The following is a 23,803-nucleotide window of genomic DNA, read 5'->3' as shown; positions in this document are numbered from 1 at the left end:
ATGAAGACTCTGGTTATAGCGGAGAAACCCGATATGGGGAGAACCATTGCCGCCGTCATAGAACCAAAAGCCAAAAATAATCGCACGTATTTGGAAGGTGAGCAATACATCATCACTTGGGCGATTGGGCATTTGCTTGGGCTGGCTGAACCGGACGCCTATGATTCTAAATACAAACGCTGGAATATTGCGGATTTACCGATTATTCCTGATCAATTCAAAATTGTTCCGAATCCGAGAACAAAGGACCAGCTTAAAACCATTGGTGAACTGGCAAAACGAGCTTCAGGCATTGTAAATGCTTGTGATGCTGGGCGAGAGGGGCAGTATATTTTTGCCCTGATCCAGCAGCAATTGAAGCTACGTCAGCCGGTTAAACGTCTGTGGATATCGGATTTGACTGCTGAAAGTATTCGGCGTGGATTTGATGGATTGAAAGATGCTGCTGAATTCGAGAATCTGACTCGTGCTGCCCGGGCACGCAGTGAAGCGGACTGGTTAATTGGAATGAATGCCTCCCGAGCGTTCACGACAAGGCATAATGCACTTTTGTCAGTAGGGCGTGTACAGACACCTGTATTAGCGCTTATTTATGATCGGGAGATCGAGATTGAGGCGTTCCAGTCACAGACGTTCTATGAAGTAGCGGCCTGGTTCAAGCAGGAAGGTGTAGAGTACCGTGGGCTACGTCAAGGCGATAAATTGACGGATGCCGAAGCAGCAGAGGCCATTGCGACAAGTGTTAAGGGTAAGACTGGCCAGATTATTAAATATGAGGCGAAACAAACGAAGGAGTATCCTTACCGGTTGTATGATCTTACGCTTTTACAGCGTGAGGCGAATGCCAAGTTCGGTTATGGAGCCAAAAAAACGTTAGATATCGCGCAAGCTTTGTACGAAAAACATAAGGTGATCTCTTACCCGCGGACGAATTCAAATTATGTAACGGAACAAAATATTGAAGGAATGCATAAAACGCTAAATTTGCTCAAGAACGGTACGTACAGCGAATTAGCCTTGAATGCCAAGCCTGAACTAGTGCATAAAAACAATAAAGGGGTTTGCAATCCGAGCCGTGTGGAGGATCACCATGCGATTTTGCCAACACTGAAGAGACCTGGAACGTTGTCCAAAGATGAGCAAAATATTTATGATCTGATTGTGAGACGTTTTCTATCTCATTTCTATCCACCAGCTGAGTATAAGCAACATACTGTACTTACCGAAGTAGAAAAACATCAATTCAAAACGTCTGTAAAAGAGCTATTGTCCCTCGGTTGGAAGGTTGTACTGGGTTCGAGTGAGCAGAATCAAAGTGATTCAAAGAAGAAAAAGGCGAAGAAAAATAGCAGTGAAGAAGAGGAACCGGAAGAGTGGACGGATAAATCTTTTGCTGTGCAGCCTGACCTGCCCGTTCAATGTACAAAGAGCGAGTTTAAAGAGAAAGCTACTCAACCACCCAAAAGTTATACCGAGGGTACGCTGCTTAAGGCAATGGAGAGCGCTGGCAAACAGATTGAGAATGAAGAGCTACGTGATGCGATGAAGGACAGCGGTCTGGGAACTCCTGCTACACGAGCGGCTACAATTGAACGTCTCAAAAACGTAGGTTATATCACAATGCAAGGTAAGAAAATGCAGTTGACGCTTAAAGGACGAACTGCGATTGAATTAATCCGTCGTGCCGGTGTAGACTTGCTTACCTCGCCTGAGATGACCGGACAATGGGAGCGCCGATTACACCAAATTTCTAAAGGTGAGGCAGCACAGGACAAGTTCATGGAAAACGTCAAGAAATTCACGTTGTCCATAATCGAAAAGGTTCGAGTGCAGACCCCGGCTGCTGCAGATGCTTTTGGTGAAGACACACGTAGAGGTAAAGGAAAGGCCAGAACTCAAGGTAAAGCAGGGAATAATACGACCAATGGTGGGAGTGCTACCAAAACATCAACTGTAAAAGTAGCCTCGAGTACACGTCCATCAGGGAACACCAGTACTGCACGCTCGGGAACGCGGGAGATTCTTGCTTCGTGTCCTTCGCCAGGTTGTGGCGGTAATATTATTGAAGGTAAGAAGGGATATGGTTGTTCTCGCTTCAAAGAAGGATGTACCTTTGTCGTCTGGAAAGAATACGCAGGCAAAAAAATAACAACGACGATGCTGAAATCCTTGGTAGAAAAGGGGAGTACCCAAGTGCTTTCATTCAAACGTAAAGACGGTAGTACAGTGAAGGCACGTATTATTTTAAAGGATGCTGTCACGGGACAACTATCCGGGGAGAAGCAGGAAGCTTCATCTTAAGCTCACGTTACTTTATTATAAAAAAAGAAACCCTGGTATTCAAAAAAGACCGGGTTTCTGAATTGCAAAGAGCCCTTAACCAAGGGTTCTTTGCTGTTTTTGCAGTTGTAGATCCTCATGAATGACTGTAGGAACCTCTTCCAATGCAGTGATTGTATATAATGAGGTTTCTGGATTCGGCTGCAGCTCCACAATGTTATATTGCCATTCATTGGGCTGCTTAATGTAGATGCTGTGAATACCTGCTTTTACGGCAGGCATAATGTCTGTGCGAAGCGAGTTGCCAACCATCCACGTTGAACGACGTTCAAATGGCCCATTCGACAAAATGCCTTCGAGTGCCTCGATGTTTTTGTGCTGACGAATATAGATTCGATCATCAAAATAGCTCGAGAGCTTCATCTGATCAATTTTTCGCTGTTGAATGACGGTCTCTCCCCCTGTATACAAATAAAGAGAGTGTCCAGCAGATTTCAGCTCTTCCAACGTTTCGACCATATGCGGATAGGGCTCAACTTCTTGGGTATATACACTCATACCCAGTTTGCTGAGATACGTTTCTTCTTTAGTAGAAGTTGGACGAGCGTATTTTTTCGAAAAATATCGATACGTATCAATCAGTGACTGTGGAAAATGGTGACTTGCAAACCCGACTTTGTTCACGCCGGTCACATCTATTTCGAGCTGTTTCTCCCGGATCGATTGTGTAGTCAGGGCATGTCCGTCAAACCATTCCTGCATGTTCTCAAAGAATTCACCTAATACAAGATTGAAGTATTTGTTGCAGTACACTAGAGTGTCATCCAGGTCAAACAAAATATGTTGTTTCATTAAAGTCAAAGCTACTCACTCCTTGCTACAGGAATCCAATACGATTAATTGACTTAAATGCGAATGTAGGATTCCAGAAACATATTTAATTCAGATACGCCATCTGGCCGAATGCTGTATTTTTCTTTACGGTTGCTTCCCAGCAGATGGGTGCGTAACAATCCTGCAACGCGAAGGGCCATGACCTGATCCTTTACAGGGTCTTCGTCTTTGCCAAGCTCTTCACACATCTCCGAGAGTGATTTGGGTTCATCTGATACATATCTTAACAGTCGGAGTCTTTCGGGATCAGCCAAAGCATGCGTAAAGCGAAGCAAACATGTTGGCGGTTCATCTTCACTTGCTTCAGGTGTATCTACCGGATACTGTATGATCATCATGCCTTCATAAAAGCAATACATGTTAATTGGACGGTTGTGAACGGTTGGGAACAGAATCACTTCGTTTAATCCAAGAGTTGGTTCCACAATGACACCTGCAGTCGCATATTCAATTAACAGTTCAGGGCCCATTTTTTCAAGTAAAATGCGTTTTTCTTCAGCATCTTCTTCAAGCCATACACGATGATCTTCGCTAATAGTTCGGCAATAGTGCTGATCCCATAGTCGCAATAAAGGGACATAGCTGTTCCGAATACGCGTTGATTCTTCTATAGTAAGTGTAGGCATTAATGGTGATATGCGCGCAAACAATTCGTCAGCTGAAAGCTCAGCGAGCATGTCCAGAAATTCTTGATTCTCTGAAGTGGGGTTCTGATATGCTGCCCAAGCGAACAGGACATCAAAATCGTCAAATGGCCAAGTTGCAGCGGGTGCTAAAGCAGCTCGCACGTTGGAACTTAGCTTGCCTTCAACGTCCAGAATCCATTCAGGACCAATGTCCAGATGCTGAATCCACTTTTTCGTGACATAAACCAGAAAGCTGTTTAGCATTTCATATATCGGTGAGACATCAATTTTAACATGATAAGTCATAATGATGCAGAATCCTCCCGTCACATCTAGATATACACAGCGACTTATGTACTATTATGGCTTGTTTTACTGGGCGTTGTCCACTATAATGTTCAAGTCTGGGGCTGTGCCCTGTTTAAAGACAGAAGTACACATCGATATAAATGACAAACTAAAGATCGTCAGCGATGACGATTTTTCTTTGTTTGCGCTTGCAGGAGGAATGAAACGTCGTGTCCATGTTCAAATCCAAAATATCACCATCAACCTTAAACTATCTAATTCTAATAACCGTGATTGTGGCAGCTGGTATCAGTCAAGGACTATTGCTTCCTGTACTATCGATCTTTCTGGAACAGCAAGGGGTATCACCCGGATTAAACGGACTGAATGCTGCTGCGCTCTACATTGGATCATTCGCCATGACATTGATAGCTGAAAGACTACTGGGCGTGCTTGGTTTTAAAAAACTGATTGTTGGTGGACTTATTCTAGTTATGATTCCATTGATTCTGTTTCCGGCTTGGCCTGATATTAAAATATGGTTTGTGCTGCGCATCATTGTCGGGATCGGAGACAGCGCTTTGCATTATGCAGCACAGCTGTGGGTTTTACTGGTTACTACGCCAGAGAAACGAGGGCGTTATATATCACTATATGGCATGTCTTATGGACTTGGTTTCAGCATTGGGCCACTCGGAATCCAGTTACTCGCGTTCGGTGATGCTGTTCCGTTTCTAGTGCTGTTTGCTGCCATGGCGGCTGTACTTTTGCTGGTACTCTTCAAACTTCCGGATACCAAGCCGGAAAAAGCGGAGAATACTCATCTGCCGGAGCGGCGCTTCCGCAGCAGTTTTACTTGGGCATGGTATGCCTTGCTACCCGCTCTTCTGTACGGTTATATGGAGGCGGGAATGAACAGTAATTTCCCGGTTTACGGACTTCGAATCGGATATGAAACCAGTGAGATTGCTGCGTTGCTTCCTTTTATAGGGATTGGAGGATTGTTCCTTCAGCTTCCACTCGGGATGTTAAGTGATCGTTATGGCCGAAAAAAAATTCTCATGCTCGCCGGCGTGGGTGGCGGTATTGCATTTATGCTGGTTCCCATTGCAGGGACACATTTCTGGTTAACACTTATGTTATTGCTCATTGCAGGCGGTCTTGTGGGTTCCTTCTTTTCCTTGGGTTTAGCTTATGCCGCAGATATTTTACCCAAAGTTCTGCTTCCAGCAGCTAATGTTGTAGCCTCATTCCATTTCACCATTGGAAGTATTATGGGACCTAATCTTGGGGGACAGTTGATTAACTGGTTGTCGCCTGGAAGCATGTTTATCATGCTCGGCTTGATGTATTTGATTTTTGGTGTTACAGGGTTGTTATTTCGGCGTAACGGCGAAGAGAAATTTGTGTTAAAATAGAAGCTGGTGTTCGCATGGAAATTGATGTCCATTTCCGAGTACACTATATAGTAGGGAAAAAAATGGACAAGAGGAGACATCGCGATGATCAGAGTGGAGAATTTAAGCAAATCCGTGGGAGCGGATCGTATTCCGATTCTGCGTGATATTCGTTTTGATATGCAACAAGGGGAAATGATTGCGGTGGTCGGCTCCAGCGGGAGTGGTAAAAGTATGCTGCTGAAATGTCTGGCGATGAAAGAGAAATGGGATACAGGACGTTTTACAGTAGACGGCGTTGATATCTTGAAAGAAGGCTGGTCAGGTAAACAGAAGATTAGGCGAGAATGGGCATACTTGGAGCAGAATCCGCAATTGTATCCCAGAAAAACCGCGCTAAAAAACGTACTTATTGGACGTTTTGGCCAAACACCTTTATGGAGAATGGCGACAGGCATGGTACGATCCGATGACTACATGGGAGCGATGGATCACCTCGAAAGCTTGGGATTACTCGATAAAGCACATCAGATTGCTGAAAAAATGAGCGGCGGTGAGAAACAACGTGTAGCCATTGCCAGAGCACTTGCTCATGGTGCGAAAGTGGTTCTCGCGGATGAGCCTGTTATAGGGCTGGACCCACACACGGCTGATGCTGTCCTGGAAACACTGCGTAAATTGTGTGAAGAGGAACGAGCGACGGTCATTGCCGTCCTGCCGATTGAACTAGCGGAGAAGCATGCTTCCCGAATTTGGGGAATCGCGGAAGGTCGAATCGTTTTTGATATACGAGGACGACGATTAACCCAGCAGGAAAAAAATCAAATTTAGATGACTTTTGTGAGTGGTCAGGAACGTTTATATAGGAAGAATAGTGGGATAGTTTTGAATGGAAAACGAATATGAGTTATTTAATGAAAAGAGTGATGAGATTGCTTAAATCGCGATGGGGTCGCTACATGACTGCAGGCACGATGGCTATTCTGCTTGGAGCGATGTTGAGCGGCTGTACCTTTATCAGTGACCCCAAGCTTCTGATGAAACCGCCAATGATGTCTACGGACAAGGAAAAACTGTATAATATTGTTCAAAAGGAAACACCGGCTGAGAGTAAACTGATCCGGCCTAAAGATATGAGCAATACAAGTATGATTCGTGTGGAAGACTTGAACGGCGATGGCATACGGGAAGCTAGTGTTTTTTATGAAACACCCAATGAAGATGTGCGTATTCATGGTATGATTTTAGAAGAACAGGAAGGTTCTTGGGTCAAAAAGCTTACCTTTGATGTGCCAGGCAATGATCTTGAATCATTCAAAGTCATGGATGTAACGAATGATGGAAATCCGGACATTGTCGTTGGTGTTAGTCTACAGGATCAGAAAGCCTTAACTGCATATTCCTATAAGGGTGGGATATTGGAACAAGTGCTTGGTGGCCTACCTTATAATCAGATGATTATTGATGATATGCAAGGTAAATCACTGGACTTAAACGGAGACGGTAAAAGTGATTTTGTTGTTGTTTCTATCAATATGAACGGTTTCGCTACTATTGCGCTCTATCAGTATCAGGAAGACAGTTTTAAAGAAATGGATCGTTTGGTAACGGATTATACCGTCAAAGAGATATACAATGCGCTGGGCGGAGAGATCGCTCAGGATAGAGTAGGAATTGTGCTCGACGCAAATCTGGATGATCGAAGTTCCTTTACAGAGATCATGTATGTAAAAGACGATAAACTCATCAGTGCTTTCAAATCACCAGATCAAACCTATAGAGATGACAAAATTTTAAGCGGTGATGTGAATAATGATGGTATTATTGAGTTTGGATTAAAAGAAACACCAAAAGGCTGGGAACACTACGTATTTGATTCAAGAATGTGGTTTTATACGTTCTATCAATGGGATGGCGAAGATGATAAGAAGTTTGTATCCTTCCAGTTCCGGGATGATGCGGATTTGTTCCATCTTAACCTGAAGCCTGAATGGTATGGCAAGATCACGATTGACACCAAATCGGAGAAGGAAAAATATATTCGGTTTAAAATGATCAAAACGGATGAAACCGTAGCCGAGATCAAATATTTTACGTTTTCTCAGTGGGATCTTGAAAAGGGAAAAAGCTGGAAGGAGATTACGCGAACGAGAGATCGGGTAATTGCATCACGTGTTGCATCATCTGAGGCGGCCAAAGATGCATTAAACAAAAACTTCTCAGCTGAATAGAAAGGAAGAACTTGATGAGTAAAGTACTTATTCTTGAAGATGAAGAATCCATTCGCAGTTTTATCGTTATTAACTTAAAGCGAAACGGATTTGAAGTGCTGGAAGCTGGGGACGGCCATGAAGCACTGCGTATTTTGCAATCCGTTCCAGATATTGATCTTGCACTACTGGACGTTATGGTTCCTGGTATTGACGGATTTGAAGTGTGTAGACGGATTCGTGAAACGAATGAACGGCTTGGCATTATTTTCCTCACGGCAAAAGTTCAGGAACAGGACAAAGTATATGCCCTTTCGGTTGGAGCGGACGACCACGTAAGCAAACCGTTCAGCCCCACTGAACTGATTGCACGGATTCAATCTCTGTTGCGCCGAGTTAACGTACATCGTGAAACAGCCGCCAAAGTCACATTCCAATCCGGACCATTTTCACTTGATTTGATCTCTAAACAGTTTAAAAAGAATAATGAAGCGATTGAATTAACCCCAACAGAGTTTTCATTAATTCAGTTCTTCTTGGAAAAAGAAAATACACCACTAAGCCGTGACTTGCTACTGGATCACGTTTGGGGGAAAGAGTATATGGGTGATCCCAAAATTGTTGATGTAAACATCCGTCGTCTGCGTCAAAAAATTGAGAACAATCCTTCCGAGCCTGAATACCTGCAAACTGTATGGGGTCACGGGTACAAATGGAAGGGCCGGGATCAATGATAAAAAAAGGGATCACACGGCAAATCGTACTACATTACTTTATTGTCGTATTCCTCGCTTTGGTACTGCTTGAATTTGTGTTTATGCTAGCTGTGCAGCGGTATTATTACGAGAGTATCTACAATACAATCAGCACACATATTACCAATAACAGAGACTTCTTCGAACCGATTGCCAGAGTTAGTAATGGGGAAGAGGGCAATAATAATTTGTCCAGGCTTCTTGTTCGTCTAGCACTAGATAATACGGAACTGGAAATCCTGGATCTGAATGGTCGTGTACTTGCGAGTTCGACAGCATTTGAATCCGACAGGGCTGTGTTGCAAACAAGTGACATTATGCAGGCATTAAACGGTGACATGGGAAGATGGATTGGTAGACAGCCCGTTACAGGCGAATCAGTCATGGCAGTTGCTAATAAATTCGATCTGGGCGGTGAAAATACGTACATTGTACGTTATCTGACGTCCCTCGAATCGGTAAACTCCAAATTACTCGTTATGGGAATGCTGGCTATCGCTGTAGGAGTAGGTGTACTGGCGATCGTATTGATCATTAGTATTGGTATGGCCAATTCAATCGTGCGCCCTCTTAACAACATTACAGCGGTATCTGCTCAAATGGCGAAAGGGCGTCTCGACGTAAGGGTCAAAGGAAATTACAAACATGAGTTGGGTGAACTTGCTTCAACATTAAACTTCATGGCTCATGAAATTGTACGTAGTAATCAGATCAAAGACGATTTTATTTCTTCTATTTCTCATGAATTGCGAACGCCGCTGACCAGTATCAAAGGCTGGAGTGAAACGTTGGATTCTGGTGGATATGATCCGGAAGAAACTCGAATTGGTATGGGGATCATTGCGAAGGAAACGGAGCGTTTAATCGGATTGGTGGAGGAGATGCTCGACTTTTCCAAGCTGCAACAGAATCAGATGAAGCTGGTTAAGGGTACAGTTAATATTCGTGAGATTGTACAGGAAACGATGTTAAACGTATGGGCCAAAGCCGAACAGAAACAAGTTCATTTGAAGCTGGATACGGATGAGACTCATGCCTACAATGTTCATGGTGATGGCAATCGACTGAAGCAGGTATTCCTAAATATCGTAGATAATGCCATCAAATTCTCACACGAAAACTCATGGATCTTCATATCTGTGAAAGAAGAGAACGGTCAGATTGTAACTGCTGTGCAGGATACTGGGATTGGGATCAGTGAAGAACATCTGATCAAAGTAAGGGATCGCTTCTTCCAGGTAAATCACCAGAATGGAGGAACTGGCCTAGGTCTTGCGATTACACAAGAACTTGTAGAGTTACATGAGGGTACAATCACGATACAAAGTGAGCTAGGGTCCGGTACGACAGTAACGATCTCGTTACCCATGCTCGAACAAGAAGATCTGCCCATTCAAGAAGATACAACGAGTATAGAAGTGGAGCCTGAGAAATCATCAGATCCTCATCAAACTTCTGATAAAGAGAAGCTATAAATTTTTGTATTGAGCATCCGTGAGGACAAACATGAGTGGATTAAGGGGAAACGAAAAAGCGAGCCTGAGAAGGCTCGCTTTTTTAATATGTTAAATTGAAATTATGAGGATAGTTCTCCAGTACGGAGACGTCCGCTTTTCTCATAGACCTCTTTAAGGATGCGTACAGGTTGGCTACGAACGGCTGGTTTAGGTGCCACGATCTCGTTCGGGCCAACAACAACAATTTCATCACTGGTACCTTTCACAATAGCGCCATCCTTAATGATGGCTCCTTCGCCAATAATTGCGCGTTCAATGTGAACACCACGGCCTACGCGTGCATTTGGCATAATGACACTGTCCAGCACTTCAGATCCTTTACCCACCTCAGCTCCGCAGAAGATGACAGAACGTTCTGCACGACCTTCGATGGCGCAAGAGTCATGAACCATGGAAGAGAGATGTTCCATTTGCGTTTGTCTTGTTTTGATCGCACTAGGCTTGAAGCGCCATTCGCGGGTAAACATAGGCCAGTCTTCTCTTTGCAAGCTCCAATTCTCATCGTTATACAGCAGATCCATATGGGCATCCCAAAGGCTTTTAACCGTACCGACATCTTTCCAGTAACCATCAAAATTATACACGAAAAGTGAGTTGTTTTCCTTTAACATCTGAGGAATGACATCTTTTCCGAAGTCATGGCTGGAATCTGGATTCGCAGCATCTTCGAGTAGATGACGTTTCAGATATTGCCATTTAAACATGTATATTCCCATCGAGGCGAGGTTGCTTTTGGGTTCAGCCGGCTTTTCAGCGAATTCAGTCACACGCAGATTTTCATCTGCAGCCATAATCCCAAAGCGATGCGCTTCATCCCAAGGTACTTCCATAACGGAAATCGTGGCAGCCGCGTTATTTGCCTTATGTGCTTCAAGCATTTCACGATAATTCATATGGTAGATGTGATCGCCCGACAAAATGAGAACATTTTCGGGATTCTGTTGGTCAATATAGTCTATATTTTTATATATGGCATCCGCAGTTCCCGAGTATTCGTCATTTCCTGTATGATAAGATGGGAGCAAGGAGATGCCGCTCTCACTTGAATTACCATGTGTCCATGGTTCTCCTTGACCAATATGTTCGTGTAGCGATTCCGCCTGATATTGTGTCAGAACTCCTACCGTATCGATTCCCGAGTTGACGCAGTTACTGAGAGGAAAATCGATAATCCGGTAGTGCCCGCCAAACGGTACAGCGGGTTTAGCGATCCTTGAGGTTAAAGGAGCCAGTCGTTTTCCTTCTCCTCCCGCCAACAGCATAGCGATGCAATCTTTATTAAACATGATCGTTTCCCTCCCAAAATATTTGTGCAGTGTAGTACATTAGTAAACGAAAGCTAAGCTTCTGAAACGATAGTTATTGTAAAAATTCTGAAAAAATACATCATTTTTAAAACAACGCATTTTTCTTTTCAATTTGGCTAGAATGGGGTAATGATTAACGTTATATCTATTTCCTGAAGAAAAGAAGGTGATTCCTTGGCTATCGAACCGTTAACACAACCGGAAATTTTATCTGAGGACATTTATTTATTTCATGAAGGTAATCTTCATCACAGTTATCGTATATTAGGCGCGCATCCTGAGACTCGCGATCACCGTCAAGGGTTCCGCTTTACCGTATGGGCCCCGAATGCTGTCGAAGTTGGACTGGCATTAGACCGCAATGGATGGAAAGGTGAAAAGGAACCTTTATATAAGATACCCGAATCTGGATTTTGGACTCGTTTTTTTCCGGGAATTGAAGAAGGTACTTTATACAAATTTCGCATTTTAACGGAAGATGGTACCGAAATCCTTAAAGCAGATCCTTACGCATTTCATGCAGAGGTTCGCCCTCAAACAGCTTCTGTCACAAGTTCGATTGAAGGTTACAAATGGAATGATGGTGCGTGGAGACGCAAGCAGCGGGCGATGTATAATAAACCTTTACATATTTATGAAATGCATCTGGGAACGTGGAAACGCAAAGATGATGACAGTTTATATAATTACCGTGAGATGGCCGACTTGCTTATTCCTTATTTATTGGACATGAATTATACCCATGTTGAAATGATGCCCCTTAGTGAGCATCCTTATGACCTGTCATGGGGGTATCAAAACACAGGTTTCTACGCACCGACAAGCCGTTATGGGCAGCCGAAAGATCTCATGTATCTTGTGGACAAGCTACATCAGGCGGGTATTGGTGTATTGCTGGATTGGGTGCCTGCTCATTTTGCAAAAGATGAACATGGTCTGCGTCTGTTTGATGGAACTCCTTTGTTCGAGTACGCTGATCCGATGTTAGCCGAGAAACCAGGCTGGGGCACACTCAGCTTTGACTATTCCAAACCAGAGGTTCGCTCATTCCTTATTTCCAATGCGATGTACTGGATGGAAATGTATCATTTTGACGGACTACGTATTGATGCTGTTACAAGCATGCTTCGTCTTGATTTTGAGAAGCAACCAGGCCAATATCGAACGAATCATGAAGGTGGTCTGGAAAATAAAGAAGCTATTGTTTTTTTACAACAGTTAAACAAGACTATTTTTGAATACTTTCCTTATGCGTTAATGATGGCTGAAGAATCCAGTGCCTGGCCAATGGTCACTATGCCGGTTGATAAAGGTGGTCTGGGTTTTAACTACAAATGGAATATGGGCTGGATGAATGATACCCTGGATTACATAGAATCTGATTTTCATGAGCGTCCTTCCAAACATCATTTGCTTACATTCCCGGTTGTATACTCCTTTTCTGAAAATTACGTGCTTCCTCTGTCCCATGACGAGGTGGTACATGGTAAAAAGTCACTGTTGAACAAAATGCCAGGAAGTTATGAGCAGAAATTTGCAGGTATGCGCGCGTTCCTTGGTTATTTCATGACATTTCCGGGCAAAAAACTATTGTTCATGGGTGGAGAGTTCGGCCAATTCATCGAATGGAAAGATGAAGATCAGCTGGACTGGTTTTTACTGGATTATGACAGTCACCGCAGTCTGCACACGTTTGAACGAAAACTGTCGGAACTGTACGTCCGTGAAAAAGCTTTATGGGAGCTTGATCATTCCTTTGACGGTTATGAATGGATCACTCCAGATGATCATAGCCAAAGTGTCATTTCATTTGTGCGCAAAGGAAAAAAACCTGCGGATACACTCCTTGTGCTTATTAACTTCCAACCTGTCAGAAGGGAGCGTTACCGGATTGGCGTCATGCGTCCCGGTATGTATACCGAAATTCTGAACAGTGACCATTCAGATTACGGCGGTTCAGGGATAACTAATGATATGCAGATTCATACGGAAAAGATTCCATTTCATGGCCATCCGAACAGCCTGGAAGTGGATTTACCCCCTTTGAGTATCGTTATTTTGAAGAAAAATACACGACGTAAAACGAAGCCCATCGCTGAAGGTAGCGCTTCCGTAAAATCGAAAAAAAAAGTTAACAAAAAAGAGAGTATTTCGCTTAAATCAAGAAGGGGGAATCAAGCATGAAAATCTTATTTGCAGCCGCAGAGGCTCATCCGTTTATCAAAACAGGAGGGCTGGCTGATGTCATAGGGGCACTACCACAGGCATTGAAAAAAAATGGCGCAGATGTACGAGTGATCTTGCCTAAATATAAAGGAATTCCAAAAGAGTACAAAGACGCAATGAAGCCAGTCGCTGTTACAGAAGTGCCTCTGGGGTGGCGTAAACCTTATTGTGGTATTGAAATGTTGGAGCATGATGGCATTCCCGTATATTTTATCGATAATGAATATTATTTTGCTCGGGACGGAGTCTATGGCTACATGGATGATGGCGAACGATTCGCATTTTTCAACCGTGCTGTACTCGAAGTGCTCCCGCAGATCGGATTCAAGCCTGACGTTTTACACACGCACGACTGGCATGCTGGCATGATTCCGCTGCTTCTGAAAGCTCACTATGCGCACGATACATTCTATAGTGAGATCCGTACAGTGTTCACGATACATAACTTGTTGTATCAGGGAGTATATCCATACGAGTTATTCAGTGAGATTCTGGAGCTAGATGATCGCTACTTTACGATGGATGGTGTAGAATACTACGGAAACGTTAACTTCATGAAGGCTGGCATTGTATATTCCGACCACGTGACAACAGTAAGTCCTACGTATGCTAAAGAAGTACAGACTTCCTATTATGGTTACGGACTGGATGGATTACTTCGTTCTTTGGGAGAACGTTTCAGCGGCATTGTAAACGGAATTGACACCAAAAGTTACAATCCGGCCACAGATAGCAAAATCGCTGTGAAATACAGAACAAGCCTGGCCAAGAAAATTGAAAATAAAATTGAATTGCAGAAGGAATTGGGGTTGCCCGTTCGTCCAGACGCACCTTTAATGGTTATGGTAACAAGACTGGTCGATTCCAAGGGACTGGATCTGGTGTGCCGCGTTCTTGACGAGTTGCTCTATTATGATGATATTCAATTTGCCGTATTGGGTACCGGAGATTCCGCATATGAACATTGGTTTAGAGAAGCTGCGAATCGTTATCCGCTGAAAATGTCAGCTCAAATCACATTTAACGATGGATTATCCCGACGTTTTTATGCAGGAAGCGATATTTTTCTGATGCCTTCCAAATTCGAACCCTGTGGAATCAGCCAATTGCTGGCTCTTCGCTATGGGAGCGTGCCTCTCGTAAGAGAGACTGGTGGATTAAATGACACCGTACAAGCTTACAATGAGTTCACGAAGGAAGGTAACGGTTTCTCGTTCACGAATTTTAATGCACATGACATGATGAACACCATTCGGCGTGCAGAGGAGTTCTATCGTCAGCCGGATCATTGGAAGAAGATCGTTAACAATGCAATGAACGGAGAATATAGCTGGGATGTATCAGCAGAAGAGTATATGAGCATCTATCGTCGAATTTAGGGTATAGTGTCTTACATCTTTTAGAAACCGCAGTTCATTGAACTGTGGTTTCTTTTACAATAAGAAAAGGGCCAGCCTGAAGATAAACTTGATTGAATCATCAAGTCAGTTCAAGCTAACCCTGGTTTGTATGGGAAATTCATTGATTACTTAATGCATGAGGGGTGTCCGGTTTAACGGACAGCTTGCTCAAATTCTGCTCGTATAGCCTGCAGAAGTTCAGGCTTGCTCAATACATCGAACGCCGTTGCAGCCAGTGCTTTGGCACCCAGAATCATGCCGTCCAATGCACGTTCTTGCAGTGCGAGATCACGGAATTCAATGGAGTGCAGCGTATGAACTTCATCAACAACACGAATATAAGGATGAATAGCTGGACATCTCAGGGAAACGTTACCGATATCCATCGAACCGTGATCATTACCACGGACGATCTCATTCTGTGGAATACCCAGTTCGATCAAATTTTGACTGAATGCGTCTGAAAAGGTCTCATTCGTAACCATCTCATCATAAGATGTTTCATAGTTGGATGTCACGAGTTTACATCCGGTTTGAAGAGCGGCACCTTGTGCAATATGAATGACACGTTCCGTCAGGATGTTAAGTTCTTTACGTGTGGCTGCACGTACATAAAATTGTGCTGAAGCATAATCTGGAATAATGTTAGCGGCTTGTCCGCCACTATTAATGATTCCGTGAATACGGACAGTACTTTTCACTTGCTGTCTAAACGCGTTAATGCCGTTGAACGTTTGAATGACGGCGTCAAGTGCGTTAATGCCCTCATGTGGACTGGCAGCCGCATGTGAGGATTTGCCATGAAACTCAAATTGTACCGCGTCAATGGCCAGGGAAGTCCCTGATTTTTCATAGGCATAGAGCGGGTGAGCCATAAGTGCAACATCACAATTGTCAAATAGACCCGCTTCTGCCATTGGCACTTTGGCCCCGCGTGTTTCTTCCGCAGGTGTACCAAAAACTTTAATGGTTCCACCTACTTCGTCCACAACAGCTTTCAAACCTACGGCAGCGCCCAGGCTCATCATGCAGATCAAGTGGTGCCCGCAAGCATGTCCAATCTCCGGTAAAGCATCATATTCACATAAAAGGGCGATGGTGGGGCCTGCTTTTTTGGAAGCGTATGTCCCGATGAAAGCCGTATCGAGTCCAAGAATTGGAGCTTCTACTTCGAATCCATGAAAATTCAATTCTTCCTTCAAACGGGCAGAGGCCAGATACTCCTCGTTTCCAAGTTCAGGATGCGCTCCGATGTATGATGAAATGTCTTTGAAGCGGGAAGCATATTGATCAATAACGTTAAAAATATGTGTTTTATTTGGTGTCATAGGTGAACTCCTTAGAGAATTGAGAATAAGTCATAAAATTATAACATGTTTGCGATGATTTTTCAGAAGCAACTGAGTAAATTGGTTTCGAAAATCCATTGCATATTCATGCATTGTACTTTATAATGACTCAGTCATCAATAGAAATGGCACAATCATATGTAAAGTAATAATAGCATTGTAAGGGGAGAACAAGGTTGAAATTAATAAGTCGTTACACCGTAATGCTGTTAACGTTCCTTCTTTTTCTGACGGCGGTTGCACCTGCAGCACTGGCAAGCGGAACAGACAGCTCGAGCGGTAAAAAATTGGTGCTAGGAACGAGTGCTGATTTTGCACCCTACGAATTCCACAAAGTAATTAATGGTAAAGATGAAATCGTCGGGTTCGATATTGAGATTGCGAAGGAAATTGCGAAGGATCTCGGCGCTGAACTCGTTATTGAAGATATGGGCTTTGACGGGCTTCTGCCCGCACTACAAAGTGGTCGAGTTGATTTGGTCGTGTCCGGTATGACACCTACAGATGAACGTAAGAAAAGCATTGATTTCTCGGATACGTATTATAAGTCCAAACAAGTCATTATGGTTCGTAATGCTGACAAGGACAAATATCCGGATATGAAGTCATTGGAAAATGTCAAAATTGGTGTCCAGAAGGGCTCAATCCAGGAAACCATTGGACAGAAGATTCCAGGCGCGAAGTTGACTTCTTTGGACAAAATTTCTGACATCGTGCTTCAGCTGCAAACGAATCGTGTCGATGCAGCAATTGTTGAGGATACCGTAGCCGCTGGTTATCTGGATGATATGATCGGTCTTGCCGCAGCAGTTCCGGACGAGGAACAGGCTGAGGCAGCTGTCGGAATCCGTAAAGGTAACACAGAGCTGCTTACTGCAGTGAACAAAACGCTTGAGCGACTGAAAAGTGAAGATAAAATTAATGAAATGGTAAAAGAAGCAAGTCTCTTGATGGCGGATAAAGTCAACAAATCTCAAAACATTTTCCAACTCTTCTGGGAATATAAAGGCTTATACGCAACAGGTATCGGTTACACGCTTCTATTATCGGCTCTGGGTGTATTTTTCGGGGTCATTATCGGTCTGATTATCTGCTTGTTCCGTCTTCATAACATGGCGATTCTGCGCTTGATCGGTACAACTTATGTTGAGGTGATCCGGGGTACGCCGATGCTGGTACAACTCATGATTATCTATTACGGAGTATCGTTAACGTTTGGTATTAACTTCTCGGCACTTCAGGCAGGGATTATGACGCTTTCTATTAACAGTGGTGCGTATCTTGCCGAGATTTTCCGGGCGGGTATCCAAGGCGTAGATCGTGGTCAACTGGAAGCAGCTCGTTCACTGGGTATGGGCAGAGGCGCGGCGATGCGCTATATCATTTTGCCCCAGGCCTTTAAGGCCGTTTTGCCAGCCATCGGTAACGAGTTCGTAACGATCATTAAAGAATCTTCCATTATCTCCATTATCGGTATGGTGGATATTATGTATCAGGCAAGTGTAGTTAAAAATCTCACATTCCAGGGTCTGAACCCGTTCATTATTGCGGCAGCGATTTACTTTGTTATGACATTTATTCTGTCCAAGCTGCTCGGACGATTGGAAAGGAAGTTGGGTGCAAGTGATAGACGTTAGACAATTACACAAATCATATGGTAAAAATGATGTTCTGAAAGGCATTGACGTGTCAATTGCTAAAGGGGAGGTCGTTGTGGTCATCGGCCCTTCGGGTTCGGGAAAAAGTACGTTCCTGCGCTGTCTGAACCTGCTGGAGCAGCCTACATCGGGACAGATCGATTTTGAGGGAGTTTCGATTACCGACCCGAAACATAACATCAATGCAACGCGTGAAAAAATGGGAATGGTGTTTCAGCACTTCAACCTGTTTCCACATAAAACCGTGCAACAAAACATCACAATTGCTCCGATCAAGGTGAGAAAGCAATCTACGGATGAAGCCAACAAAATAGCCGAGGATTTGCTGAACACAGTTGGTTTGGCAGATAAAAAAGATGTATATCCTAATCAGTTGTCTGGTGGACAAAAGCAACGGATTGCCATCGCAAGAGCGCTAGCCATGCAGCCGCATGTTATGCTGTTTGATGAGCCTACATCTGCACTTGACCCGGAGATGGTCGGAGAGGTACTTGAAGTTATGAAGCGTCTTGCTGAAGGCGGAATGACCATGGTTATTGTAACTCATGAGATGGGTTTTGCTCGCGAGGTAGGAGACCGTATTCTGTTTATGGATGGCGGAGTTATTGTAGAAGAAGGTACACCTGATGAGGTGTTTGGAGCGCCAAAACATCCACGTACACGTGATTTTCTTGCAAAAGTCCTCTGATCATTCCATGTCTGTTATTCCGAAAAAGTACGATAAAGCGTTAGCGGATTTCACAATCTGCTAACGTTTTTTTTGTGTGTATACAGATAAAGGATATGGATAAAAAAGTAACAAATTTGTTATCTTTATATGGAGTTAAAATAACAATTACCAACATTTACTACATCAATAGGTTACAAACTTGTGATATATTGAATGCTGCCGAAACTTCTGAAGTGGAAGTGCGGGGGATGTAATGATGCAGATCGTGTGATTTTCGATTACACACTGCTTGGGGTGAATTAGGAATACATAATGCTTAAGCATGACAAGTAAGACCTATAGGGTGGTTTCCTACATCCGAATCCGACAACTAACCTCGCAGGCATAATGAGGGAGGAAGACCATGTATAACAAGAAACGTATAGCCAAAACAGTGATTGCACTTATGACATCAGCTCTATTCATTCAAGCCGTTCCGGCTCACGCGGATTCCGTTCATGTGGCCAAAGAAGGGGACACCTTCTACACCTTATCCAAACAATATGGCATTGCAATGAATACAATCATGAAAGCCAACCAAAACATTTCACCCTATAACATTTATGGTGGTCTGAAAATTACAATTCCAAATAACGAAAACAAATCCAAAACGGCTCCTACTCAAACGAAATCGCAGAAAAAAGCAGTTACAGCCGCAAGTTTGAATGTAAACACCGATAACAAAGTTGTACAGGCTTGGGGAAAAACGTTTGATTACAAGAAAACGCTTAACGTTAAGGCAACAGCTTATTCCGCTCATCCTTCAGAGAATGGCGGATGGGGACCGGTTGATTATTTTGGAAACCCGCTAAAACTGGGGACTATTGCAGTAGATCCCAAGGTAATTCCTTTTGGTACCAAGGTGCTTGTGACAGGACATACTCATCCAGGATTGCCGAAACAGGCTTTCGTCGCAACAGCTCTGGATACTGGTGGAGCCATCAAGGGGAATCGTATAGACATCTTTATTCCGGGTAGCCAACAGTTTGTAAGTACGTTTGGTTTTCAGGATATCGAATTGTATATTTTAGAATAAGTTATAAATCAACATATGTTCATCATAAACAGGGTGTTCTTCAACGTTGTAATGATAAGGATCTTCATTCATTTCATTACAAGCATGAAGAACACCCTGTTTAATTCATCACTTTTCTTTAGGAAGTTTCAGCATTTTATCCAGTGTAACTAATTCATATCCCCTATTACGTAATTCCTCAATAACTTCTGGCAAAGCGTCAATCGTGCCTTGCAGATTCGAGCCTGTTCCTCCTCCAGCATGCTGCAGTACGATTGAGCCTGGTTTCACTGCTGAAAGAATATTCTGTTTGACTTCCTCCTTAGAAAGCCCCTTCCAATCCAGAGAATCAACATTCCAGTTTACGATGCTATAATGCTGCCTAGCCGCCCAGCGTAGTTGCTCCTCATTAATGTCACCATAAGGTGGACGAATCATTTTTGGCGTATAACCTGTCAAACGATTGATAATATCCCCAGTATGTAAAATTTGTCGGCGAAATGCCGTCATCGATAGTTTGCTGAATTCAGGATGGTTATAGCTGTGATTCCCAACAACATGTCCCTCTCTGACCATACGTTTTACGAGCTGCGGGTGTTTCTCTGCACGGCTACCTACCACAAAAAAAGTGGCGTGAACTTTATACTTTTTCAAAATATCCAAGACTTGAGGAGTGAACCTCGGATCAGGAACATCATCAAAGGTTAACGCGACCTGCTTGGTAGAAGGTCCATTCGTCTTGAACGTATCCGCATATTTCTGACGAAGTTGCCCTAAAGTCAGTTGCTCTTCTCTAACATCTGTGCTGGACGGAATCGTGTTAGGCTTATTTGTTATATTCTGAGAAGACGGAACAGCAGAAATCGAATAGATTCCTGAGCAGAGAAAGATAACGATTGCGAGCATGATGAGGCGTATGCGCATTTTGACAGCCTCCTTTGAGTGGAAATCGGTATAATGACGTTCTCTTATGGTATGCCCGTTGTGAGTTAACCTTATTCTCCTGTGAGAAGTCTCATTGCACGAACTGGCCCGCAAAAGTCATAATTCCACCATATAGCAAATACAGAGAAGGATAGGTGAAGTAGATGAGTACATATGATCCGATGTCGATTCGATTAGAGGTGCTTGAGGCTGGAAGGGACAAGATATTTCTGATCACTGGTGGAAAGGCTCATGTTGGCGCCGTGGCCACATTTTATATTGATCAGGAACGAGTTAGCGGAACGACAGTACAAATTCCAGGTCATAAAGAGCAAGAACTGTGTGAGCGTCTTGCCCGTAAAGCGGCTTTACAATTAAATGTTACGGTAACAGTCATCATGGGTATTCATTTTGATCATATTACACGAATGCAAATTGATGAAATCGTGCAGACTGCGGAGAGGCTAATGAATGAACATTTGAATCAAAATTAGTGTGAAAATTCAACGTGTTCTTCTTAGGGATGACTTTGCGATATACAGAATGTTTAACAGTGATCTATCTTATACTAAGAGCAACGATCAAGTTTTAGTTTTTTTTTGTAAAAATGAAACGAGTTGCAGATTGCTACGTATGTATCTCTATATACAATGCACTATCCACTGGGAGGAATAACCTAATGTCCATTTTTAAAAGATTACGTGACCTGACGATGTCTAACATTAACGCGATTATTGACAAAGCTGAAGACCCAATCAAGATGACGGATCAATATATCCGTGATATGCAAGAAGATCTTGAAGATGCCGAGAAAGCTGTTGCTGCTCAGATTGCTATCGAGAAGAAGTTCAAGCAATTGTTCGAGGAACAGGAAGCTCTTGTGAAGAAACGTGAAGAGCAAGCACACACTGCAGCTCGTGCACAGAATATGGACCTTGCGCGTCGTGCTCTGGAAGAGAAAAAAGCAGCTGAACAGAAAATGGTGGAATACAAAACCAGCTACGATCAAAACAAAGCGTCCGCAGACAATCTTCGTGGTAAGCTCGATGAGATGCGTAAACAATTAACGGAAATGAAAAACAAACGCGAGACATTGGTTGCTCGTTATAATGCAGCCAAAGCACAAACGGAAATTAACAAAGCCCTCAATGGCTTTAGCTCCGACACAGCAAGCGCAGGCATGAAACGCATGGAAGAAAAGATGATGCAGATGGAAGCTCAAGCTGAAGCCAGCAACGAGATGTCTTCCAAAGGCAAGTCGCTCGATGAAGAGTTCGAGAAACTTGGCAAGGATGCGGCTGTTGAGGATGAACTTGCTGCACTCATGAAACAGTACGAAAATAAAAACTAACACCTTGGCGTTCAGCAGGGTTAACTAGCGGAGGAGAACAGCGTTTCTCCTTCGTTTTTAAATGCGGATCATGTTGATAAGTGGGGGCTGTGTAAATGGATTTGAATATTTTAGCGATGCTGGTCTGGACTGTTTCAGGTTCGGTTTTGCTGTTTGTACTGATGTATGTAGATTCACTTTTTACGAAATACAAGGATTTTGCTGAAGTCAAGGCTGGAAATATGGCCGTTACGACACGTATGGTAATGAAGTTATTTGCCCAAGGATACGTGCTTGCAACGTCGATCTCCACTGCTGGACATCTTGGAGAAGCGCTACTCGTTTCCGTTGTATCATTTGTTATTTTATTAGTTCTGGAAAGTGTAGTTCACTTTATGATTCGCAAATGGGCGACTTTGGATTTGGACACGGGAATACAGCAAGGAAAAACAGGGTATGGATTGTTCTCGGGCGCTCTGCATATTGTAGGTGCATTGATCATTGCAGCTTGCCTGTAAACCGATAAGATTAGGAACAGGAGTAATTGGCATGAGTGTATGGAAACGTATTAAAGGAATACTAACGAAGCCGGAGCCTCCTAAAGCTGAGAAAACAATGCTTCAACTTGCTCCTGGTGATATATGTGAAGTGTCTCTGGTCACCTATGAAGTCGTTGGCAGGGTACAGAATCGGGCTCGTAATGCAGTCGTATTAACGCTGCAGGACGGAAGTTCTTTCCGATACTTACATGTGGAAGAGCGTGAGATCACGCGTTATGCCCTGTATACACCTATTGACGGAAGACTTGACGCCCCTGACGAGGTGCCTACTATTCTCGAACTAGATGATCATGTGTATCACTTGGAGGAAGAGTATGGAGGAATGGTGCAGACCATTGGCAGAACACCTTATGGTCAGGCTGGAGAGCAGCTTGTGTGGCAGTATCAATCGGATGATAACAAACTTCTTCGTGTGGAATGGCAAGACAGAAGGTTTAACCTCTACGAAGGTGAGTCCATTCTTCCTGCGGATATCAAAGTGATTCGTTCGAACTAGGAGAGGTTCCAATGAAAAAACGCTTGGCACATGGATTAAAATTAATGCTGGTCCTCAGCCTTGTGATGTCTCTATTGTCTGCGTGTGGTGTCGCTCCTTCGGTTCAGGATACATATCCACTCGAATCGGTAAGCGGCAGCGGTCAATCCACGTCTTATGTGTATCGGGCGGCAGATCGAACAGTTCCAGAAGTGGCAACGGAACTGTCTGATCAACGAAAACCGGATCAGATTTCGGCTGAAAGTACGGAGCGTATGTTCTTGGTGTATCAGGACCAATATTATCATCTTCAGCAAGATCCCGATAAGCCAGAAGATACTTTGGTGGAAGTAGATTCCAAGGAATATGTTCGTCAGAACTACAGCTCTTCGTTCTTGCAAGGGTATCTGACAGCTACTTTAATTGGTAGTTTGTTCGATTCCTTGGGTGGAGGCGGATCTGGTAACTATCGGGGATACACGGAACGGGATACGTACAAACCGAAAGCTGGATCTTACCGAGCGCCAACGAGTAATGACAAAAAATTGGCCCCGCCCCTTACGGTTGAGCGGAAGGGTTCCATTACACGTCGCGGCAGTAACAAGGACACAAGTGTTGGTTCTGGTGGCGGGTTGTTTGACCGTAAAAAGGAACAGAGCAGAGGAAGCATTGATCGCAACAAAAGCAGCGGCGGGTTGTTTGATTCACCGAAAAAATCCTATAAGAAGCCAAAAACCCGAGTTGGCGGCGGCCGAATTATGAGGCGTAGATAGCAAGCGAATAATAGTTTGGCTGCTAAACCATAGTTCAATGTAAGAACAGTGAAAAGGTAAGGTGGATTTATCTCTGCCAGTACATATACCTTGTAGCTGTTCTTTTTTGA

At 43.6% G+C, this 23,803-nt stretch carries 21 protein-coding genes and 1 riboswitch; of the genes, 16 read left to right on the top strand and 5 right to left on the bottom strand.

Features of this window, described 5'->3' with window-relative positions; all coding sequences use genetic code 11:
- A complete protein-coding gene (locus PQG66_RS07460) occupies positions 1–2,301 on the top strand; it encodes a type IA DNA topoisomerase (RefSeq protein WP_272036878.1) in 2,301 nt (766 codons plus the stop codon).
- A 75-nt stretch (positions 2,302–2,376) separates the two neighbouring features.
- Here the strand turns inward: PQG66_RS07460 and PQG66_RS07455 are convergent, their stop codons facing one another.
- Together PQG66_RS07455 and PQG66_RS07450 are read right to left on the bottom strand one after the other, a co-directional pair.
- Positions 2,377–3,141 (bottom strand): HAD family hydrolase, encoded by a 765-nt coding sequence (locus PQG66_RS07455; protein WP_272036876.1) that lies wholly within the window; start codon positions 3,139–3,141, stop codon positions 2,377–2,379.
- 44 nt (positions 3,142–3,185) lie between these two features.
- A complete protein-coding gene (locus PQG66_RS07450; protein ID WP_272036874.1) occupies positions 3,186–4,106 on the bottom strand; it encodes an ArsR/SmtB family transcription factor in 921 nt (306 codons plus the stop codon).
- A 218-nt stretch (positions 4,107–4,324) separates the two neighbouring features.
- Between PQG66_RS07450 and PQG66_RS07445 the strand changes: the two genes are divergently transcribed.
- From PQG66_RS07445 to PQG66_RS07425, 5 genes are all read left to right on the top strand, one after another.
- The gene (locus PQG66_RS07445; RefSeq protein WP_272038105.1) at positions 4,325–5,506 is read left to right on the top strand and encodes an MFS transporter; all 1,182 of its coding nucleotides are present in this window, start codon (positions 4,325–4,327) and stop codon (positions 5,504–5,506) included.
- An 84-nt stretch (positions 5,507–5,590) separates the two neighbouring features.
- Positions 5,591–6,316, top strand: coding sequence for a phosphonate ABC transporter ATP-binding protein (locus PQG66_RS07440; protein ID WP_272036872.1), 726 nt, complete (start codon positions 5,591–5,593; stop codon positions 6,314–6,316).
- A gap of 71 nt (positions 6,317–6,387) precedes the next feature.
- A complete protein-coding gene (locus PQG66_RS07435; protein WP_272036870.1) occupies positions 6,388–7,716 on the top strand; it encodes a hypothetical protein in 1,329 nt (442 codons plus the stop codon).
- Positions 7,717–7,730: 14 nt separating this feature from the next.
- On the top strand, positions 7,731–8,429 hold the full coding sequence (locus PQG66_RS07430; RefSeq protein ID WP_090916668.1) for a response regulator transcription factor: 699 nt from the start codon (positions 7,731–7,733) through the stop codon (positions 8,427–8,429).
- Positions 8,426–9,925 carry a sensor histidine kinase gene (locus tag PQG66_RS07425; protein ID WP_272036865.1) on the top strand — a complete coding sequence of 500 codons (1,500 nt, stop codon included), beginning with the start codon at positions 8,426–8,428 and terminating at the stop codon, positions 9,923–9,925. The genes PQG66_RS07430 and PQG66_RS07425 overlap by 4 nt, the downstream gene beginning before the upstream one ends.
- Positions 9,926–10,026: 101 nt before the next feature.
- Here the strand turns inward: PQG66_RS07425 and PQG66_RS07420 are convergent, their stop codons facing one another.
- On the bottom strand, positions 10,027–11,253 hold the full coding sequence (locus PQG66_RS07420) for a glucose-1-phosphate adenylyltransferase (protein WP_272036863.1): 1,227 nt from the start codon (positions 11,251–11,253) through the stop codon (positions 10,027–10,029).
- 195 nt (positions 11,254–11,448) lie between these two features.
- Here PQG66_RS07420 and glgB point away from each other — a divergent pair, with 195 nt between their 5' ends.
- Together glgB and glgA are read left to right on the top strand one after the other, a co-directional pair.
- Positions 11,449–13,458, top strand: a complete 2,010-nt coding sequence (glgB, locus tag PQG66_RS07415; protein ID WP_272036861.1) for a 1,4-alpha-glucan branching protein GlgB — start codon at positions 11,449–11,451, stop codon at positions 13,456–13,458.
- Positions 13,455–14,879 (top strand): glycogen synthase GlgA, encoded by a 1,425-nt coding sequence (gene glgA, locus PQG66_RS07410; protein ID WP_272036859.1) that lies wholly within the window; start codon positions 13,455–13,457, stop codon positions 14,877–14,879. The genes glgB and glgA overlap by 4 nt, the downstream gene beginning before the upstream one ends.
- A 173-nt stretch (positions 14,880–15,052) precedes the next feature.
- Here the strand turns inward: glgA and PQG66_RS07405 are convergent, their stop codons facing one another.
- A complete protein-coding gene (locus tag PQG66_RS07405; RefSeq protein ID WP_272036857.1) occupies positions 15,053–16,228 on the bottom strand; it encodes a M20 family metallopeptidase in 1,176 nt (391 codons plus the stop codon).
- 197 nt (positions 16,229–16,425) lie between these two features.
- On the opposite strand from PQG66_RS07405, the gene PQG66_RS07400 reads away from it, so the two are divergent.
- The 3 genes from PQG66_RS07400 (at position 16,426) to PQG66_RS07390 (ending at position 19,652) form a co-directional block, all read left to right on the top strand.
- The gene (locus PQG66_RS07400; RefSeq protein WP_272036855.1) at positions 16,426–17,886 is read left to right on the top strand and encodes an ABC transporter substrate-binding protein/permease; all 1,461 of its coding nucleotides are present in this window, start codon (positions 16,426–16,428) and stop codon (positions 17,884–17,886) included.
- Entirely contained in the window at positions 17,873–18,595 is a 723-nt protein-coding gene (locus PQG66_RS07395; protein WP_272038104.1) for an amino acid ABC transporter ATP-binding protein, read from the top strand. The genes PQG66_RS07400 and PQG66_RS07395 overlap by 14 nt, the downstream gene beginning before the upstream one ends.
- A gap of 189 nt (positions 18,596–18,784) precedes the next feature.
- Positions 18,785–18,978, top strand: a riboswitch (cyclic di-AMP (ydaO/yuaA leader).
- A gap of 2 nt (positions 18,979–18,980) precedes the next feature.
- The gene (locus PQG66_RS07390) at positions 18,981–19,652 is read left to right on the top strand and encodes a 3D domain-containing protein (protein ID WP_272036853.1); all 672 of its coding nucleotides are present in this window, start codon (positions 18,981–18,983) and stop codon (positions 19,650–19,652) included.
- Positions 19,653–19,760: 108 nt separating this feature from the next.
- On the opposite strand, the gene PQG66_RS07385 is transcribed toward PQG66_RS07390, so the two are convergent.
- A complete protein-coding gene (locus PQG66_RS07385; RefSeq protein ID WP_272036851.1) occupies positions 19,761–20,555 on the bottom strand; it encodes a polysaccharide deacetylase family protein in 795 nt (264 codons plus the stop codon).
- 164 nt (positions 20,556–20,719) lie between these two features.
- Here PQG66_RS07385 and PQG66_RS07380 point away from each other — a divergent pair, with 164 nt between their 5' ends.
- The 5 genes from PQG66_RS07380 to PQG66_RS07360 all read left to right on the top strand — a co-directional run bounded on the left by PQG66_RS07380 (position 20,720) and on the right by PQG66_RS07360 (position 23,693).
- Entirely contained in the window at positions 20,720–21,049 is a 330-nt protein-coding gene (locus PQG66_RS07380) for a prenylated flavin chaperone LpdD (RefSeq protein ID WP_272036849.1), read from the top strand.
- A gap of 185 nt (positions 21,050–21,234) precedes the next feature.
- Positions 21,235–21,906 carry a PspA/IM30 family protein gene (locus PQG66_RS07375; protein WP_272036847.1) on the top strand — a complete coding sequence of 224 codons (672 nt, stop codon included), beginning with the start codon at positions 21,235–21,237 and terminating at the stop codon, positions 21,904–21,906.
- Positions 21,907–22,001: 95 nt separating this feature from the next.
- Positions 22,002–22,403: a DUF350 domain-containing protein gene (locus tag PQG66_RS07370; protein ID WP_272036845.1), complete on the top strand. Its 402-nt coding sequence runs from the start codon at positions 22,002–22,004 to the stop codon at positions 22,401–22,403.
- A gap of 31 nt (positions 22,404–22,434) precedes the next feature.
- Positions 22,435–22,941 carry a DUF4178 domain-containing protein gene (locus tag PQG66_RS07365; protein WP_272036843.1) on the top strand — a complete coding sequence of 169 codons (507 nt, stop codon included), beginning with the start codon at positions 22,435–22,437 and terminating at the stop codon, positions 22,939–22,941.
- Positions 22,942–22,952: 11 nt separating this feature from the next.
- Positions 22,953–23,693, top strand: coding sequence for a DUF4247 domain-containing protein (locus PQG66_RS07360; RefSeq protein ID WP_272036841.1), 741 nt, complete (start codon positions 22,953–22,955; stop codon positions 23,691–23,693).
- The last annotated feature ends 110 nt before the right edge of the window (positions 23,694–23,803 follow it).

The organism is Paenibacillus sp. JJ-100, from assembly GCF_948329825.1.
In the GTDB taxonomy this organism is placed as follows: domain Bacteria; phylum Bacillota; class Bacilli; order Paenibacillales; family Paenibacillaceae; genus Paenibacillus.
Note: the sequence above shows the minus strand (reverse complement) of the source record. Positions and strands in the feature narration are given on the sequence as shown.